Source organism: Streptomyces sp. NPDC005402, assembly GCF_040606575.1.
Taxonomy (GTDB): domain Bacteria; phylum Actinomycetota; class Actinomycetes; order Streptomycetales; family Streptomycetaceae; genus Streptomyces.
In genome coordinates this window covers 50,331-67,578 of record NZ_JBEXFB010000020.1, presented here as the reverse complement: position 1 = coordinate 67,578, position 17,248 = coordinate 50,331, and the positions used below count along the sequence as shown (strand labels likewise).

Sequence of the window (17,248 nt, the reverse complement as noted above, 5' to 3'; positions counted from 1 at the left end):
GCGGATATCTCAGGAAGGCCTGCAGTGGGCGACTCGCACATATCGAACCGGTCCGAGCAGTCGGAGAAGTGGTCCCGGCGCGGGATCCTCGCCGCGCTCGGCGCCCTACCGGCCGCGACCCTGCTGACGGGGTGCAGCGGCGGTTCGGCGGACGCCTCCCAGGGGTCGGAGGCGACCACGTCCGTGCGGGCGGCGGCCAAGAAGGCCGTCGTCTCGGTCACCCCGGCTGACGGCACCACGAAGGCCGGCTTCGCCACCCCCGTCGAGATCACGGTCACGGACGGCACCCTCACCTCGGTGAAGGTCACGGGCAACGACGGCTCCGCACTCGACGGAAGCTACAACGCCACGAAGACGAAATGGACCTCCTCCAGGAACCCGTACTCGGGCACCAAGTACACGGTCGCGGTCACGGCGGCGGGCGGCACCGAGGAGACGGCGACCTTCACCACCAGGTCCCCCGGCGAGACGTTCGTGGGCTACTTCACCCCCGAGGCCGGCTCCACCTCCGGCGTCGGCATGCCCGTGTCGATCAACTTCACCCATGCCGTGTCCGACAAGGCCGCCGTCCAGAAGGCCATCACCGTGACCGCGGAGCCCGCGGTGGAGATCGTGGGCCACTGGTTCAGCGACACCCGGCTCGACTTCCGGCCCGAGACCTACTGGGCGGCCGGCACGAAGATCACGCTCAGTCTGCGGCTCAAGGACGTCCAGGGCACGGACGGCGTCTACGGCGTCCAGTCGAAGGACGTCACCTTCCACATCGGCCGCGAGCAGATCAGCACGGTCGACCTGTCCGCCAAGGAGATGGTGGTCGCGCGGAACGGTGCGACGACCGCCACCTACCCGGTCAGCGGCGGCGACTCCGACCACACCACCTGGTCCGGGATCATGGTGATCAGCGAGCGGTTCAAGCAGACCCGCATGGAGTCCTCGACGGTCGGGCTCGGCGACGAGTACGACATCTCCGACGTCCCGCACGCCCAGCGCCTGACCACCTCCGGGACCTTCGTGCACGGCAACTACTGGGCGGCCACCTCGGTGTTCGGCCACGAGAACACCAGCCACGGCTGCGTCGGCCTGCATGACGCCAAGGGCGCGAACGACAGCTCCGTGGACGGTTACGAGTTCTACGAGAGCTCCCTGCTCGGCGACGTCGTCATCGTGAAGAACTCCGGCGAGAAGACCGTCGAACCGTCCAACGGACTCAACGGCTGGAACCTGTCGTGGTCGGACTGGAAGGCCGGCAGCGCGGTCTAGAGGTCACAGGAGCCTGGCCAGCGCGGCCTCGGAGGGGCTTCCCGGCACCGCCTGGTAGACGATGATCACCTGCTGCTCGGCGCCCCCGACGGTGAGTGCCTGCCGCCGCAGGGCGAGCTCACCCACGACCGGATGCGCGAAGCGTTTGAGCTCGTCTCGGGAGGGCCGCACGTCGTGCCGCGCCCAGAGGCCACGGAAGTCCCCGTCCGCCTCCAGTTCGGCGACGAGCCGCGCGACCCCGGGATCGCGCGGGTCGGCCTCGGCGCGCAGGGCGGCGGCCGTCTGCGCGGCGATCCCGGGCCAGTCCGGGAACAGCCGGCGGGCCGCCGGGTCGAGGAACATGTCCCGGGCCAGGTTGCGCCCGGGCTCGTACATCGGGGCGAGCGCGCGGGCCCACTTGTTGGCGGCCAGCACGTCGAACCGCCGGTCGCGCACATACGCCGGGGTGCCCGCCCACGCGTCGATCAACTGGTGCAGGTCCGGGGCCACTTCGGTCTCCGTCGGCCGTACGGGACCGGGCGCGGCGAGCGCGAACAGGTGCGCCGAGGCGTCCGTGTCCAGCTCCAGCGCCCGGGCGAGCGCCCGCAGCACCTGCGGTGACGGATGCTGGTCGACGCCCTGTTCCAGACGGGTCAGATACGGCTCGCTGATGCCGGCCAGCCGGGCCAGTTCGTCGCGACGCAGTCCCGCGACCCGGCGCCTGCCGTGCGCGGGCAGGTCCGCACGCGAGGGCGGGATCCGTCCCCGCCGGGCTTTGAGGAACTCTCCGAACGCGTTGTCGGCCGCCATGCCGGGAAGGGTAACCCTCCGGGGGTGCTGGCTGCCGTCCGGTGGAGGGCGCAGGGTCGAGGGCATGGAGAAGACCTGGTTCATCACCGGCGCGTCCCGCGGCTTCGGCCGGATCTGGGCCGAGGCCGCACTGTCCCGAGGCGACCGCGTGGCCGCCACCGCCCGCCGCGTCGAGTCCCTGAAGCCCCTCGCCGACACCTACGGCGACAGCGTCCTGCCCCTCACCCTCGACGTCACCGACCGAGCGGCCGCCTTCACCGCCGTGCAGCGGGCCGCCGACATCTTCGGCCGCCTCGACGTGGTCGTCAACAACGCGGGCTACGGCCTGTTCGGCATGGTCGAGGAGACCACCGAGGAACAGGCCCGCGCCCAGCTGGACACGAACGTGCTCGGCCCGCTGTGGGTGACCCAGGCCGCTCTGCCGGTCCTGCGCGCCCAGGGCGCCGGGCACATCCTTCAGGTGTCCAGCATCGGCGGCCTGGCCGCGTTCCCCTCCCTGGGCCTCTACAACGCCTCCAAGTGGGCGCTGGAGGGCATGAGCGAGGCGCTCGCCCAGGAGGTCGGCCCGCTCGGCGTCCGCGTCACGATCGTCGAACCCGGCCCGTACGGCACCGACTGGTCCGGCTCCTCCGCGGTGCACACCGAGCCCCTCGCCGCCTACGAGCCGATCCGCGAGGCACGCCGGGCCGGGGCCGCGGCCCGCGCACCCCAGGACCCCGCGGCCACCGCCGAGGTCATCCTCGAACTGGCCGACACGGACAAGCCACCCCTGCGGCTCTTCCTGGGCACGTACCCCTATCCCGTCGTCGAGGCCGCCTACCGACAACGACTCGACACCTGGAACGCCTGGCGCCCACTCGCCACCAAGGCCTGACGGCCGGTCGCGACGCCGACACACGGGAGTTGGGCGGACACATCGACGGTGCGGGCCCAGGGGCGGCCCCGGGGGCGGGCGCCCCGCATGGACGGCTAAAACACCTGACACCCACCCGCCACGAAAGCCCGCCGTCGAACCCGACCCCGACACACGGCCGTTGGTCCAACACACCGACCGGACGACCCCCAGGGCGGGGCGCCCCGCATGGACAGCTGGAACACCTGACACCCACCCGCCACGATGGCCCGGCCGTCGAACCCGACGCCGAAACCTGGCAGTTGGGCGACGCATGGGCAGGACGGTCCCCAGGGCGGGCGCCGCGCTGGACACTGGAGCGTCTGGCGCCCACTCGCGACAAGTGCCTGACCACCTGTCGCGACGTCGGCACACGGCAGTCCGGCGAGCGCATCGCCAGGGCGGCCCCCAGGGTTGGCACCCCGCCTGGACACCTCGAACACCTGACACCCACTCACCACGGAAGCCCACCGCCGAATGCGACCCGGCACAAGGCAGTTCAGCAAGCACACCGCCAGGGCGCGCCCCCGGGCGCGGTGGTTTCGCACGGGGCGCCTGCTCGATCGAAAGCGTCGCGTGTCCCCCGAGCCGAGACCTGACTGCACACGGCATCCGGGCCCGGGTCCCGGTCGACGCGAACAATCCGACCACCGCTGCACTCGCCCTGCCCACGCTCACCGACCAGGCCCACGCGAGGCCCACGTCTCAGCGCCCCCCACCGGACGTCGAGCGGATCGGACCCACGCCGGAGACCGACCGGACGACCTGCACCGGGCACCGCGTCGAATCCCGCGCGCCGGGACCGTGGAGTCGGATTCACGGGGTGAACTCACCTGGGGCGCAGCGACTTTCACTGTTTCACCTCTTGACGACCGGAGTGGCCGAGAGCACATTGGGCGCACTTTGAGAGCGCTCTCAGACAGTGCGCTCGAAGAGCACGCAACCCCGCACGCAACCCCGCACCCCACCCCGTACCCGAGAGGCTCCCCCATGAGTGAAACCTCCGGCATACCCAGACGGCGACGGGCTCTCGTCGCCGTGCTGAGCACCCTCGGCCTGGCCGCCGCCCTAGCGACGGCCGCCACCCTCCCCGCCGACGCCTCCGCCCCCACGCCTCCCACGGGCTGGTCGCAGGTCTTCCTGGACGACTTCAACGGCTCCGCCGGAACCGGCGTCTCCACCACCAACTGGCAGTACGCGACCGGGACCTCCTACCCCGGCGGCCCCGCCAACTGGGGCACCGGCGAGGTCGAGAGGATGACCAACAGCACGAGCAACGTCGCGCTCGACGGCAACGGCAACCTGCGCATCACCCCGCTGCGCGACTCGGCCGGCAACTGGACCTCGGGCCGCATCGAGACCAACCGCACCGACTTCCAGCCCCCGTCGGGCGGCAAGCTGCGCGTCGAGGCTCGCATCCAGATGCCCAACGTCACCGGCACCGCGGCCGAGGGCTACTGGCCCGCCTTCTGGATACTGGGCGCGCCCTACCGCGGCAACTACCAGAACTGGCCGGGCGTGGGCGAGCTGGACATCATGGAGAACGTCCAGGGCATGAACCGGGTGTGGGCCACGATGCACTGCGGCACCAACCCGGGCGGCCCCTGCAACGAGACGACGGGTATCGGCAACAACGTCGCCTGCCCCGGCTCGACCTGCCAGTCCGGCTTCCACACCTACACGATGGAGTGGGACCGCTCGGCGAGCCCCGAGACGATCCGCTTCCTCGTGGACGGCACCCAGTTCCACTCGGTCAACGCGAACCAGGTGGACGCGACGACCTGGGCCAACGCCACCCAGCACGGCTTCTTCATCATCCTCAACGTGGCGATGGGCGGCGCCTTCCCCGACGCGTTCGGCGGCGGCCTCGACTCCGGCACCCAGTCCGGCGTGCCCATGGTCGTGGACTACGTCCAGGTGCTGTCGGCGGGTGGGGGCGGTACCACGCCGCCGCCCACGGGTGGTGTCGACGCCTACAGCACCATCCAGGCGGAGGCCTACAACAGTCAGAGCGGTGTCGGTACCGAGACCACGACCGACACCGGCGGCGGCCAGAACATCGCCTCGCTCGCCAACGGTGACTGGGCGCTGTACCAGAACGTCAACTTCGGCTCCACGGCGGCGACCCAGTTCGTCGCGCGGGTGGCGAGCGGCGCGGCGGGCGGTGTCAGCGGTCTGGTCGAGGTGCGCCTGGACAGCCGTACCGCCACTCCGGTCGGCAGCTTCGCCCTCGCCAACACCGGGGGCTGGCAGTCCTGGAGGACGGTCCCGGCGAACATCGGCGCCGTCACCGGCACCCACAACGTCTATCTGACCTTCACCAGCGGCCAGCCTGCCGACTTCGTGAACGTGAACTGGTTCAACTTCGGTCACTGACCCATCTGTTCGTGATGCCTCGCGAGAGCGGCCCACGCCTCGTGAGGCATCACGTCGCACCGTAGAGACAGAACTCGTTGTCCTCGGGATCGACGAGCACGAGATGGTCCGTGAACCGCTCCCGGACCGTCGCACCGAGCCCGACGAGCCGTCCGGCCTCCGTCTCCAGGTCGTCGGCGGACAGGTCGAGATGCACCCGGTTCTTGCCGCCCTTCCCCTCCGGCACGCGTTGGAAGAACAGCCGGGGCCCGCCCTGCGAGGACTCGACGAGCACGGTCGGGTCGTCCTCGACGTCCGTGATCCCGAGGGCCCTCAGCCGGGCCAACTCCTCGTCGTCGTACGGAGCGACGGCGTACCCGTCCATGGCGGCCGCCCAGAAGCGCGCGGTGGCGGCGGGGTGGGCGCAGTCGAAGACGATGTCTCGCAGTCGGGCCATCGGGCCCCCTCCTGTCGAAGGTCCGCTCCTATCGTAGGTCCGCGCGGAACGCCGCCGGTGTCATGTCGGTGTGCTGCTGGAAGAACTTGGAGAAGTTCGCGGCGTCCGGAAATCCCACCGCGGCCCCCACCCGCCCGATCGGCATGTCGGTGTGAGCCAGCAGCCGCTTCGCCTCCAGAACGACCCGCTTGTCGATGAACCCCTTCGGCGTCTCCCCCGTGGCGGCGCGCACCGCACGCACCAGGGTCCGGCGGGAGTAACCCAGCGCGTCGGCGTACGCGCTGACACTGTGGTTGGTGGCGAAGCCCTTCTCCACCGCGTCCCGGAACAGGGTGAACGTCGACTCGGCCCGCCGCCCGGCCTCCGCCGAACTCGCCGCGAGGTGGGCCAGCCGCAGCAGGTACGCCGTCAACGAGTGCCGCAGCACCGAGGTGTGCAGGCTCAGCGGAAGGGTCGCCGTGTCCTCGTACTCCCGCTGCAACTGGGCCAGTGCGGCCTGGAGGCCCGCCAACTGGGCGTCGGAGGGCCGCAGCAGCGGCGGCAGGTCGTAGCGGTAGAGCCCGGTCGCCTCCACCGTCGCCCGCGGCAGGAAGCCCGGTTGCATGGTCAGCACGGTTCCGCGGTACTCGCTCGTCGGTGAGAAGCGGTGGACCTGGCCCGGACGGATCCACAACAGGTCGCCCGCCGTCGCCTCGTACTCGGCGAAGTCGATCATGTGGCGCACGGGACCGCCGTCGAAGAGCATCACGACATGGAAGTCGATGCGGTGGACGCGCTCCAACGGGGCATCCGCGTGCCAGGTGCGGCCGGCTCCCATGGGGCCGACCTGCATGCCGACTCCGCACACACTCAGCTCGCTGGGGAAGGGGAACGTTCTGATCCCGTCCACTGTGCCGTCACCGTCTCCACCTTGGATGGAGGCTTGGGTTGTTCTGTCCGCCATGTCCTGCTCGTGCCGCCTGCCTGGAGCGTTGCGTGTCCCACTTTCACCACAGGCTGGCACACCGCGACCTTCCCCCGTAAAAGTCAGACTTTTAAGTTTGAACACGTCAGACCAGCTATCCCGCTCCGATCGAGGATTTCTTGAAGATGAGCACGCAGACACCGGACAGCTTCGAATGGACCGAACTCGACCGGCGTGCCGTCGACACCGCCCGCCTCTTGGCGGCGGATGCCGTGCAGCAGGTCGGGAACGGCCACCCGGGCACCGCGATGGCTCTGGCGCCCGCGGCGTACACGATCTTTCAGAAGGTGATGCGTCACGACCCGGCCGATCCCGAGTGGACCGGCCGTGACCGCTTCGTCCTCTCCCCCGGGCACACCTCGCTGACGCTCTACACCCAGCTCTACCTCTCCGGGTACGAGCTGGAGCTGGACGACCTCAAGGCCTTCCGGACCCACGGCTCCAAGACGCCCGGTCACCCCGAGTACGGGCACACCGCCGGCGTCGAGACCACCACCGGGCCGCTCGGCCAGGGCGTCGCGAACGCCGTCGGCATGGCGATGGCCGCCCGCTACGAGCGCGGCCTCTTCGACCCCGAGGCCCCCGAGGGCGAGTCCCCCTTCGACCACACCATCTGGGCGATCGTCTCCGACGGTGACCTGGAGGAGGGCATCTCCGCCGAGGCCTCCTCCCTCGCCGGCCACCAGAAGCTCGGCAACCTGGTCTTCGTCTACGACGACAACCACATCTCCATCGAGGGCGACACCGCCACCGCGTTCTCCGAGGACGTGCTGAAGCGGTACGAGGCCTACGGCTGGCACACCCAGCGCATCGAGCCCGGCGCCGACGGCGACATCGACGTCCACGCCCTGTACGCGGCCCTGAAGGCGGCCCAGGCCGAGACCGAGCGGCCTTCGATCATCGCGATGCGCACGATCATCGCCTGGCCCGCCCCGAACGCCCAGAACACCGAGGCCGCCCACGGTTCCGCGCTCGGCGCCGACGAGGTCGCCGCCACCAAGCGTGTCCTCGGGTTCGACCCGGAGAAGAGCTTCGAGGTCCCGGACGAGGTCATCCGTCACACCCGTCTGGCCCTGGACCGGGGCGCCGAGGCGCACGCGGCCTGGGACAAGCAGATCTCCGGGTGGCGCGGTGAGCAGCCCGAGCGGGCCCGGCTCTTCGACCGGATCGTCGCCGGGCAGCTCCCCGAGGGCTGGGAGTCCGCGATCCCGGTCTTCGAGGAGGGCACGTCCGTCGCCACCCGAGCGGCCTCCGGCAAGGTCCTGCAGGCGCTGGGCCCGGTGCTTCCCGAGCTGTGGGGCGGTTCCGCCGACCTCGCCGGGTCGAACAACACCACCATCGACAAGACGAGCTCCTTCCTGCCGAAGGGCAACGCGCTGCCGGAGGCCGACCCGTACGGCCGTACGGTCCACTTCGGGATCCGCGAGCACTCGATGGCCGCCGCGATGAACGGCATCGCGCTGCACGGCAACACGCGCATCTACGGCGGCACCTTCCTGGTGTTCTCCGACTACATGCGCAACGCGGTGCGCCTGTCCGCGCTGATGCAGCTGCCCGTCACCTACGTCTGGACGCACGACTCGATCGGCCTCGGCGAGGACGGCCCGACCCACCAGCCGGTCGAGCACCTCGCGTCCCTGCGCGCCATCCCGGGCCTGAACGTCGTCCGCCCGGCCGACGCCAACGAGACCGCGATCGCCTGGGCCGAGATCCTCAAGCGGCACGCCACCGATCCGGCCCCGCACGGCCTCGCGCTCACCCGCCAGGGCGTCCCGACGTACGCCCCGAACCCGGACGCGGCCAAGGGCGGGTACGTGCTCCGGGAGTCCTCCACGGAGATTCCGGACGTCGTCCTCATCGCCACCGGCTCCGAGGTCCAGCTCGCCGTCGCCGCGCGGGAGCAGCTGGAGGCGGAGGGGACCGGCACCCGGGTGGTGTCGATGCCGTCCGTGGAGTGGTTCGAGGAGCAGCCGCGGGAGTACCGGGAGAGCGTCCTTCCGCCGTCCGTGCGAGCCCGCGTCGCAATCGAGGCCGGTATCGGTCTCACGTGGTACCGCTTCACAGGTGACGCAGGACGCATCGTCTCCCTCGAACACTTCGGCGCCTCCGCCGACGCCAAGACTCTGTTCGCCGAGTTCGGCTTCACCGCCGAGAACGTCGCCGCAGCAGCCAGGGAATCACTGGCCGCCGCGCGTGGTTGATCCGACCGCCAGAAAGAAGATGATCACTGTGACCGAAGCGACCGCGACCGCGGGAGCACTCAAGCGCCTGTCCGACGAGGGCGTCTCCATCTGGCTGGACGACCTGTCGCGGGGGCGGATCGAGTCGGGCAACCTCGCCGAGCTCGTCGCCACGAAGCACGTCGTCGGCGTCACCACCAACCCGTCCATCTTCCAGGCCGCCATCGGCTCCGGAGCGGGCTACGAGGAGCAGCTCGGCGACCTCGCCACCCGGGGCGTGACGGTCGACGAGGCCGTACGCATGATGACCACGGCCGACGTCCGCGCCGCCGCCGACGTGCTGCGTCCGGTGTACGACGCCACCGGCGGCCGGGACGGCCGGGTCTCCATCGAGGTCGACCCGCGTCTCGCCGACGACACGCGGGCGACGATCGCCGAGGCCAAGCAGCTCGCCTGGCTGGTGGACCGCCCGAACGTCATGATCAAGATCCCGGCGACCCAGGCGGGCCTCCCGGCGATCACCGAGGTCATCGGCCTCGGGATCAGCGTCAACGTCACGCTGATCTTCTCGCTGGAGCGCTACCGCGAGGTGATGGACGCCTACCTCGCCGGCCTGGAGAAGGCCGCCAAGAAGGGCCTCGACCTTTCGGCCATCCACTCGGTCGCCTCCTTCTTCGTCTCCCGCGTCGACTCCGAGATCGACAAGCGGCTCACCGTCCTGGGCACGGACCGGGCCCTCGCGCTCAAGGGCAGGGCGGCGCTCGCCAACGCGCGGCTCGCCTACGAGGCCTACGAGGAGGTCTTCGGCGGTGAGCGCTGGAACTCCCTCGGCGGCGCCCGCGCCAACAGGCAGCGTCCGCTGTGGGCCTCGACCGGCGTGAAGGACCCCTCCTACAAGGACACGCTCTACGTCGACGACCTGGTCGCGCCCGGCACGGTCAACACCATGCCGGAGGCCACGCTGAACGCCACCGCCGACCACGGCGAGATCACCGGTGACACGGTGACCGGCGGCTACGCGCAGGCCCGCGCCGACCTGGCCGCCGTGGAGGCGCTGGGGATCTCGTACGACGAGGTCGTGCGGCAGCTGGAGGTCGAGGGCGTGGCCAAGTTCGAGGCGGCCTGGCAGGAACTGCTGGACGCCGTCACGAAGTCGCTGAACAGCAAGGGAGTTGACGCGGAATGACCATCACCGCCGACTGGGAGAACCCCCTGCGCGACGAGCGCGACCGGCGTCTCCCCCGGATCGCGGGACCGTCCGGGCTCGTCATCTTCGGTGTCACCGGCGACCTGTCCCGCAAGAAGCTGATGCCGGCCGTCTACGACCTCGCCAACCGCGGCATGCTGCCGCCGGGCTTCTCGCTCGTCGGGTTCGCCCGCCGGGACTGGGAGGACGAGGACTTCGCGCAGATCGTCCACGACTCCGTGCGCGAGCACGCGCGGACCGAGTTCCGTGAGGAGGTCTGGCAGCAGCTCGCCGAGGGGATGCGGTTCATCCCGGGTGACTTCGACGACGACACGGCGTTCAAGCAGCTGCGCCAGACCGTCGAGGACCTCGACAAGGCGCGCGGCACGAGCGGCAACTACGCCTTCTACCTCTCCGTGCCGCCGAAGTTCTTCCCGAAGGTCGTCCAGCAGCTCAAGAAGCACGGGCTGGCGAACGCGCCCGAGGGATCGTGGCGGCGGGCGGTCATCGAGAAGCCGTTCGGCCGCGACCTGAAGAGCGCCCGCGAGCTCAACGCGCTCGTGCACGACGTGTTCGAGCCGGACCAGGTCTTCCGGATCGACCACTACCTGGGCAAGGAGACCGTCCAGAACATCCTGGCGCTGCGCTTCGCCAACCAGATGTACGAGCCCATCTGGAACCGCTCGTACGTCGACCACGTGCAGATCACGATGGCCGAGGACATCGGCATCGGCGGCCGCGCTGGTTACTACGACGGCATCGGCGCCGCCCGTGACGTCATCCAGAACCACCTGCTCCAGCTCATGGCGCTCACCGCCATGGAGGAGCCGGCCGCCTTCGACGCCGAGTCGCTGCTCACCGAGAAGCTGAAGGTCCTCAGGGCCGTGAAGCTGCCGGAGGACATCGGTGCGCACGCCGTGCGCGGGCAGTACGCGGGTGCCTGGCAGGGCGGCGAGAAGGTGCTCGGCTATCTGGAGGAGGACGGCATCGACCAGGCCTCCACCACGGACACGTACGCGGCCATCCGGCTGAACGTCGACAACCGCCGCTGGGCGGGCGTCCCCTTCTACCTGCGCACCGGCAAGCGGCTCGGCCGCCGGGTCACCGAGATCGCGGTCGTCTTCCAGACGGCCCCGCACTCGCCCTTCGACTCCACGGCCACCGAGGAGCTCGGCTCCAACGCCATCGTCATCCGGGTCCAGCCGGACGAGGGCATGACGGTCCGGTTCGGGTCGAAGGTGCCGGGCACCTCCATGGAGATCCGGGACGTGACGATGGACTTCGCCTACGGCGAGTCGTTCACGGAGTCCAGCCCGGAGGCGTACGAGCGGCTCATCCTGGACGTCCTCCTCGGGGACGCCAACCTGTTCCCCCGTCACCAGGAAGTGGAAGAGTCCTGGAAGATCCTCGACCCGATCGAGGAGTACTGGGCGAACCACGGTCGTCCGGCGCAGTACGCGTCGGGTACCTGGGGACCCGAGGAAGCCGACGAGATGCTCGCACGAGACGGACGGAGCTGGCGCAGGCCATGAAGATCGACCTGACCGACACCACGGCAAGCAAGATCAACAAGGCGCTGGTGCAGGGTCGCCGCGCCATCGGAACCCCCGCTGTGGGCATGGTCCTGACGATGGTGATCGTCACGGACGAGGAGAACGCCTACGACGCGATCAAGGCGGCCGAGGAGGCCTCGCACGAGCACCCCTCGCGCACCCTGGTCGTCATCAAGCGGCACGCCCGCACCGCCCGCGACCGGATGGCGTCCAAGCTGGACGCGGAGGTCCGGGTGGGCGCCGACGCCGGCACCGGCGAGACGGTCATCCTGCGGACCTACGGCGAGGTCTCCGACCACGCCGACTCCGTGGTGCTGCCGCTGCTGCTGCCGGACGCCCCGGTCGTCGTGTGGTGGCCGGTGGACGCGCCGGAGAACCCGGCGAAGGACCCGCTGGGCGCGCTGGCCCAGCGCCGGATCACCGACCTGTACGCCGTGGAGAACCCCCTCGACGTCCTCGCCGCCCGGGTCCGCTCCTACGCGCCGGGCGACACCGACCTCGCCTGGACCCGGCTGACCCCGTGGCGCTCGATGCTGGCGGCGGCCCTCGACCAGGCCCGCGCGGAGATCATCTCCGGGGCCGTGGAGGCCGAGGCCGACAACCCGGCCGCCGAACTGCTCGCGCGCTGGCTGGAGGCGCGGCTGAAGGTGAAGATCGACCGTGTGGTCACCGACGGTCCGGTCGTCACGGCCGTGCGCCTGGGCACCGCGAACGGCGAGGTCGTCATCGACCGCCCCGAGGGCCCGCTGGCCACGCTGTCCCTGCCGGGCCAGCCCTCCCGCACCCTCGCGCTGAAGGTCCGCACCACCTCCGAACTCATCGCCGAGGAGCTCCGCCGCCTCGACGCCGACGAGATGTACGCCGTCGCCCTGCGGGGCGAGGCCACCAAGGAGACGCCTGCTCATGTCTGACTCCCCTCTTCTGACCCGTCGCCCCGAGTGGACGGCCCTGGAGGACCACCGCGGCGAGCAGCACGCGCATCTGCGTGAGCTGTTCGCGACGGACCCCGGGCGCGCGGAGCGGTACGTGGTGCGCGTCGGTGATCTGCGCATCGACTACTCCAAGCACCTGATCACCGACGAGACCCTGGCCCTGCTCCAGGAACTGGCCGGCGCCACCGACGTGTTCGGGCTGCGCGACGCCATGTTCCGCGGTGAGCGGATCAACCTCACCGAGGACCGGGCGGTGCTGCACACCGCGCTGCGCGCCCCCGCCAACGCGGTGGTCGAGGTCGACGGCGAGAACGTCGTGCCTCGCGTGCACGCCGTGCTCGACAAGATGAGCGACTTCGCGAACCGGGTCCGCTCCGGCGAGTGGACCGGCCACACCGGCAAGCGCATCAAGAACGTCGTCAACATCGGCATCGGCGGCTCGGACCTCGGTCCCGCGATGGCCTACGAGGCCCTGCGGGCCTTCACGGCACGGGAGTTGACCTTCCGGTTCGTGTCCAACGTGGACGGCGCCGACCTGCACGAGGCGGTCCGCGACCTGGACCCGGCGGAGACCCTGTTCATCGTCGCGTCCAAGACCTTCACCACGATCGAGACGATCACCAACGCCACCTCGGCCCGCACCTGGCTGCTTCAGGGCCCGAACGGGCTGGGCGACGACAAGGCCGTCGCGAAGCACTTCGTGGCCCTGTCGACGAACGCCGAGAAGGTCACGGACTTCGGTATCGACCCGGACAACATGTTCGAGTTCTGGGACTGGGTCGGCGGCCGCTACTCCTTCGACTCGGCGATCGGTCTCTCGCTGGTGATCGCCATCGGCCCGGACCGGTTCCGGGAGATGCTCGACGGTTTCCGGATCGTCGACGAGCACTTCCAGAACGCGCCCGCCGAGGCCAACGCCCCGCTGATCCTGGGCCTGTTGGGCATCTGGTACGGCAACTTCCACGGCGCCCAGTCGCACGCGGTGCTGCCCTACTCCCACTACCTTTCCAAGTTCACCGCCTATCTCCAGCAGCTGGACATGGAGTCCAACGGCAAGTCGGTGGACCGCGACGGCAACCCCGTGGAGTGGCAGACCGGCCCCGTGGTGTGGGGCACGCCCGGCACCAACGGGCAGCATGCCTACTACCAGTTGATCCACCAGGGCACCAAGCTCATCCCGGCCGACCTGATCGGCTTCGCCCGTCCGGTCGACGAGCTGAGCGACGAACTCAAGGCCCAGCACGACCTGTTGATGGCCAACCTGTTCGCACAGGGGCAGGCGCTCGCCTTCGGCAAGACCGCCGAGGAGGTGCGCGCGGAGGGCGTGGCCGAGGAGCAGGTGGCGCACCGCACCTTCCAGGGCAACCACCCCACCACGACCATCCTGGCCCGCGCGCTGACCCCCTCGGTCCTGGGCCAGCTGATCGCCCTCTACGAGCACAAGGTGTTCGTCCAGGGCGCGGTCTGGAACATCGACTCCTTCGACCAGTGGGGCGTCGAGCTCGGCAAGGTCCTCGCCAAGCGCGTCGAGCCCGCCCTCACCGAGGGCGCGGACGTCCCCGGCCTCGACCCCTCCACCACCGCCCTCGTGGCCGCCTACCGTGAACTGAAGGAAGTGCACTGACATGACAGCGACGCAGCTCGGCCTCATCGGCCTGGGCAAGATGGGCGGCAACATGCGCGAGCGCATCCGCCGCGCCGGCCACACCGTCGTCGGCTACGACCGCAACCCCGAAGTGTCCGACGTGGCGAGCCTCGCCGAACTGGTCGACAAGCTCGAAGCGCCGCGCACGGTGTGGGTGATGGTCCCGGCCGGCGCCGCCACCCAGTCCGTCGTGGACGAGCTCGGCGAGCTCCTGTCCCCCGGTGACACCGTGGTCGACGGCGGCAACTCCCGCTGGACGGACGACGAGAAGCACGCAGAGGAGCTGGGCGCCAAGGGCATCGGCTTCGTCGACGCCGGTGTCTCCGGCGGCGTGTGGGGCCTGCAGAACGGCTACGCCCTGATGGTCGGCGGCGACAAGGAACACGTGGACCGGCTCCAGCCGATCTTCGAGGCGCTGAAGCCCGAGGGGCCCTACGGCTATGTCCACGCGGGCAAGGTCGGCGCCGGGCACTTCTCCAAGATGGTCCACAACGGCATCGAGTACGCCATGATGCAGGCGTACGCCGAGGGCTGGGAGCTGCTGGAGAAGATCGAGTCGGTGGACAGCGTGCGGGAGGTGTTCCGCTCCTGGCAGGAGGGGACCGTCATCCGTTCCTGGCTGCTCGACCTCGCGGTCAACGCCCTCGACGAGGACGAGCACCTGGACAAGCTCAAGGGCTACGCGCAGGACTCCGGCGAGGGCCGCTGGACCGTGGAGGCGGCCGTCGACAACGCGGTGCCGCTGCCCACGATCACCGCCTCGCTGTTCGCGCGGTTCGCGTCCCGCCAGGACGACTCCCCGCAGATGAAGATGGTCGCGGCGCTGCGCAACCAGTTCGGCGGCCACGCCGTCGAGGCGAAGAAGTAGGCGCGCCGTGGGGGATCTTCTTCTGGTCCGCCACGGCGAGACGGAGTGGAGCGTGTCGGGCCGGCACACCAGCTGGACCGACCTGCCCCTCACCCAGCACGGCGAGGAACAGGCCAAGTCACTCGCTCCGCTCCTCTCGGCCCGGACCTTCTCGCTCGCGCTGACCAGTCGACTGGGCCGCGCGATACGCACCGCCGAACTGGCGGGCATCACCGGGGCCCTGACCGACCCCGACCTCCACGAGTGGGACTACGGCGCCTACGAGGGCGTCACCACCGTCGACATCTACCGCACCCGCCCCGACTGGGACCTGTGGACCGACGGGGTCCCGCCCGGCCCGGACGGCCACCCCGGTGAATCCCCCGAGGAGGTCGGCCGCCGCGCCGACCGGGTCCTGGCCCGGGTCGACGCCGCCCTCCCCGACGGTGACGTGGTCCTCGTGGCCCACGCCCACTTCCTGCGGGTCCTGACGGCACGCCGACTGGGACTGGCCCCGGCGGACGGCCGGCTGTTCCAGCTGGCGACCGGCACGGTGAGCCGGCTGTCGACGGAACACGACCGACCGGTGATCGCGGAGTGGAACACCAGGGTCTAGAAAGGCAGTTGCGTACGGCCCGGGAGCACATGCTCCCGGGCCGTCGTCGTCCGCAGGGCCTGTTGACACCGTGACGTGTGCGTTGGAGAGTCACGCCTGATGGAGATCAACAGCCTGACCCCGGCCGAACTGCGGGTGTGGCGCGCCTTCCCGAAGGGCGAGGCCGTGGACTTCCGCGCGGCGGACGACGAGGAGGTGTCGGGCGGCGCCGAGTGGGGTGCCGAACGTACCGTGCGGGCCTCCGTGGTGCGGGCGCTGATGCTCAACGGACCGCAGGAGGACGGGGAGATACCCGCCCTCAAGCTGGCGGGCGCCCGGATCACCGGTGTGCTCGGGCTGCAGTACGGGACGGTCGACCACGCCGTGCGCCTCAGCCATTGCCACTTCGACGACGTACCGCTGCTGTACGGCTGCCGGCTGCGTCAGTTGAACCTCAGCAACTCCGTGCTGCCCGGGCTGACCGCCGCCACGATGCGCGTGGACGCCGTGCTGCGGATGACGGACTGCCGGGTGAACGGCCCGGTGCGGCTCGGCGGGGCGCAGATCGCCGGGGCGCTGTTCATGGACCGCGCCGAGATCGTCGCGGACCAGGCCGGGGAACCCGCCCTCCAGCTCAACCACATGAGCATCGGTGACGACCTGTGGGCGCCGGGCCTGCGCGCCCACGGCGAGGTCCGTCTCAACGGCGCCACCGTCGCCGGTTCCGTCAACCTCAACGACGCCCGGCTTAGTCACCCCGGCGACATCGTCCTCGACGCGCAGACCCTCGTCGTGGAGGGTGACTTCCATCTGCGCCGGGGGCACACCTTCGGCTGGATCGGCCTGCGGGGCGCCCGGATCGCCGGCCGGCTCGACTTCTCGTACGCGCATCTGTCGAACCCGGGCGACGCGGCGCTCAGGGCGAACAGTTCCACCATCGGGGAGCTCTGGCTGCGCAAGGGGCCACCCGTTCAGGGCACCCTCAGCCTGCGCCGCGCCCAGATCGACGACCTGTTCCTGGAACCCGAAGTGGTGCCCGAAGAGGTCCAGTTCAACAAGCTCGTCTACACCTCGCTCACCCCGCAGGAGCCCGCCGAGCGCCGCCTGCCCATGCTGGAGCGCGACCGCGAGGGCTATGTCCCGCACGCCTACGAGCAGTTGACCGCCGCCTACCGCCGCATCGGCGACGACCGCGCCGCCCGGCTGGTCCAGCTCGCCAAGCAGCGCCGCCACCGCGCCACGCTCGCCTGGTACGGGCGACTGTGGGGCCACGTCCAGGACGCCACCGTCGGCTATGGCTTCCACCCCCTGCGGGCCTGCGTCTGGCTGCTCTCCCTGCTCGCCGTCGGCACGGTCGCCTACGGCCTGCACCACCCGCCGCCGCTCAAGGCGGACGAGGCCCCGCACTTCAACGCGCTGTTCTACACCCTCGACCTCCTGCTGCCGGTGATCTCCTTCGGCCAGGAGGGGGCCTTCGCCCCGCGGGGCTGGTACCAGTCGCTGTCGTACGCCCTGGTCATCGCGGGCTGGATCCTGGCGACGACGGTCTTCGCGGGCGTCACCCGGACCGTCAACCGGCAGTGAACCTGTTGT

The 17,248-nt window shown here is 70.4% G+C and carries 14 protein-coding genes; 11 read left to right on the top strand and 3 right to left on the bottom strand.

What is annotated here, in order from left to right:
- The first annotated feature begins 24 nt into the window (after positions 1-24).
- Positions 25-1,260 (top strand): Ig-like domain-containing protein, encoded by a 1,236-nt coding sequence (locus ABZT02_RS32490; RefSeq protein WP_356023861.1) that lies wholly within the window; start codon positions 25-27, stop codon positions 1,258-1,260.
- A 3-nt stretch (positions 1,261-1,263) separates the two neighbouring features.
- Here ABZT02_RS32490 and ABZT02_RS32485 read toward each other — a convergent pair whose 3' ends face one another.
- Complete coding sequence (locus tag ABZT02_RS32485; protein ID WP_356023859.1) at positions 1,264-2,049, bottom strand: helix-turn-helix transcriptional regulator; 786 nt, start codon at positions 2,047-2,049, stop codon at positions 1,264-1,266.
- A gap of 64 nt (positions 2,050-2,113) precedes the next feature.
- Here ABZT02_RS32485 and ABZT02_RS32480 point away from each other — a divergent pair, with 64 nt between their 5' ends.
- A complete protein-coding gene (locus tag ABZT02_RS32480) occupies positions 2,114-2,923 on the top strand; it encodes an SDR family oxidoreductase (protein ID WP_356023857.1) in 810 nt (269 codons plus the stop codon).
- 1,008 nt (positions 2,924-3,931) lie between these two features.
- The gene (locus ABZT02_RS32475; RefSeq protein WP_356023855.1) at positions 3,932-5,317 is read left to right on the top strand and encodes a glycoside hydrolase family 16 protein; all 1,386 of its coding nucleotides are present in this window, start codon (positions 3,932-3,934) and stop codon (positions 5,315-5,317) included.
- 49 nt (positions 5,318-5,366) lie between these two features.
- Here the strand turns inward: ABZT02_RS32475 and ABZT02_RS32470 are convergent, their stop codons facing one another.
- Both ABZT02_RS32470 and ABZT02_RS32465 read right to left on the bottom strand, forming a co-directional pair.
- Entirely contained in the window at positions 5,367-5,753 is a 387-nt protein-coding gene (locus tag ABZT02_RS32470; protein WP_356023853.1) for a VOC family protein, read from the bottom strand.
- Between the two features lie 28 nt (positions 5,754-5,781).
- On the bottom strand, positions 5,782-6,696 hold the full coding sequence (locus ABZT02_RS32465) for an AraC family transcriptional regulator (RefSeq protein ID WP_356023851.1): 915 nt from the start codon (positions 6,694-6,696) through the stop codon (positions 5,782-5,784).
- A 146-nt stretch (positions 6,697-6,842) separates the two neighbouring features.
- Here ABZT02_RS32465 and tkt point away from each other — a divergent pair, with 146 nt between their 5' ends.
- The 8 genes from tkt to ABZT02_RS32425 all read left to right on the top strand — a co-directional run bounded on the left by tkt (position 6,843) and on the right by ABZT02_RS32425 (position 17,239).
- The gene (tkt, locus tag ABZT02_RS32460; protein WP_356023849.1) at positions 6,843-8,918 is read left to right on the top strand and encodes a transketolase; all 2,076 of its coding nucleotides are present in this window, start codon (positions 6,843-6,845) and stop codon (positions 8,916-8,918) included.
- A 19-nt stretch (positions 8,919-8,937) separates the two neighbouring features.
- The gene (gene tal / locus ABZT02_RS32455) at positions 8,938-10,083 is read left to right on the top strand and encodes a transaldolase (RefSeq protein WP_356023847.1); all 1,146 of its coding nucleotides are present in this window, start codon (positions 8,938-8,940) and stop codon (positions 10,081-10,083) included.
- Positions 10,080-11,615 carry a glucose-6-phosphate dehydrogenase gene (zwf, locus tag ABZT02_RS32450; RefSeq protein ID WP_356023845.1) on the top strand — a complete coding sequence of 512 codons (1,536 nt, stop codon included), beginning with the start codon at positions 10,080-10,082 and terminating at the stop codon, positions 11,613-11,615. Before tal ends, zwf begins: the two co-directional genes overlap by 4 nt.
- Positions 11,612-12,547, top strand: a complete 936-nt coding sequence (gene opcA, locus ABZT02_RS32445; RefSeq protein WP_356023843.1) for a glucose-6-phosphate dehydrogenase assembly protein OpcA — start codon at positions 11,612-11,614, stop codon at positions 12,545-12,547. The genes zwf and opcA overlap by 4 nt, the downstream gene beginning before the upstream one ends.
- The gene (gene pgi, locus ABZT02_RS32440; RefSeq protein ID WP_356023841.1) at positions 12,540-14,192 is read left to right on the top strand and encodes a glucose-6-phosphate isomerase; all 1,653 of its coding nucleotides are present in this window, start codon (positions 12,540-12,542) and stop codon (positions 14,190-14,192) included. The genes opcA and pgi overlap by 8 nt, the downstream gene beginning before the upstream one ends.
- Position 14,193: 1 nt before the next feature.
- The gene (gene gnd / locus ABZT02_RS32435) at positions 14,194-15,081 is read left to right on the top strand and encodes a phosphogluconate dehydrogenase (NAD(+)-dependent, decarboxylating) (protein WP_356023839.1); all 888 of its coding nucleotides are present in this window, start codon (positions 14,194-14,196) and stop codon (positions 15,079-15,081) included.
- A 7-nt stretch (positions 15,082-15,088) separates the two neighbouring features.
- Positions 15,089-15,676: a histidine phosphatase family protein gene (locus ABZT02_RS32430; protein WP_356023837.1), complete on the top strand. Its 588-nt coding sequence runs from the start codon at positions 15,089-15,091 to the stop codon at positions 15,674-15,676.
- Positions 15,677-15,775: 99 nt separating this feature from the next.
- Positions 15,776-17,239, top strand: coding sequence for a membrane-associated oxidoreductase (locus ABZT02_RS32425; protein WP_356023835.1), 1,464 nt, complete (start codon positions 15,776-15,778; stop codon positions 17,237-17,239).
- Positions 17,240-17,248 lie beyond the last annotated feature (9 nt).

Bases quoted from the DNA above. Each gene is read 5' to 3' on its own strand.
- ABZT02_RS32485 (WP_356023859.1), bottom strand. From the start codon at position 2,049: ATGGCGGCCGACAACGCGTTCGGAGAGTTCCTCAAAGCCCGGCGGGGA.
- ABZT02_RS32480 (WP_356023857.1), top strand. From the start codon at position 2,114: ATGGAGAAGACCTGGTTCATCACCGGCGCGTCCCGCGGCTTCGGCCGG.
- ABZT02_RS32475 (WP_356023855.1), top strand. From the start codon at position 3,932: ATGAGTGAAACCTCCGGCATACCCAGACGGCGACGGGCTCTCGTCGCC.
- ABZT02_RS32470 (WP_356023853.1), bottom strand. From the start codon at position 5,753: ATGGCCCGACTGCGAGACATCGTCTTCGACTGCGCCCACCCCGCCGCC.
- ABZT02_RS32465 (WP_356023851.1), bottom strand. From the start codon at position 6,696: ATGGCGGACAGAACAACCCAAGCCTCCATCCAAGGTGGAGACGGTGAC.
- tkt (WP_356023849.1), top strand. From the start codon at position 6,843: ATGAGCACGCAGACACCGGACAGCTTCGAATGGACCGAACTCGACCGG.
- tal (WP_356023847.1), top strand. From the start codon at position 8,938: ATGATCACTGTGACCGAAGCGACCGCGACCGCGGGAGCACTCAAGCGC.
- zwf (WP_356023845.1), top strand. From the start codon at position 10,080: ATGACCATCACCGCCGACTGGGAGAACCCCCTGCGCGACGAGCGCGAC.
- opcA (WP_356023843.1), top strand. From the start codon at position 11,612: ATGAAGATCGACCTGACCGACACCACGGCAAGCAAGATCAACAAGGCG.
- pgi (WP_356023841.1), top strand. From the start codon at position 12,540: ATGTCTGACTCCCCTCTTCTGACCCGTCGCCCCGAGTGGACGGCCCTG.
- gnd (WP_356023839.1), top strand. From the start codon at position 14,194: ATGACAGCGACGCAGCTCGGCCTCATCGGCCTGGGCAAGATGGGCGGC.
- ABZT02_RS32425 (WP_356023835.1), top strand. From the start codon at position 15,776: ATGGAGATCAACAGCCTGACCCCGGCCGAACTGCGGGTGTGGCGCGCC.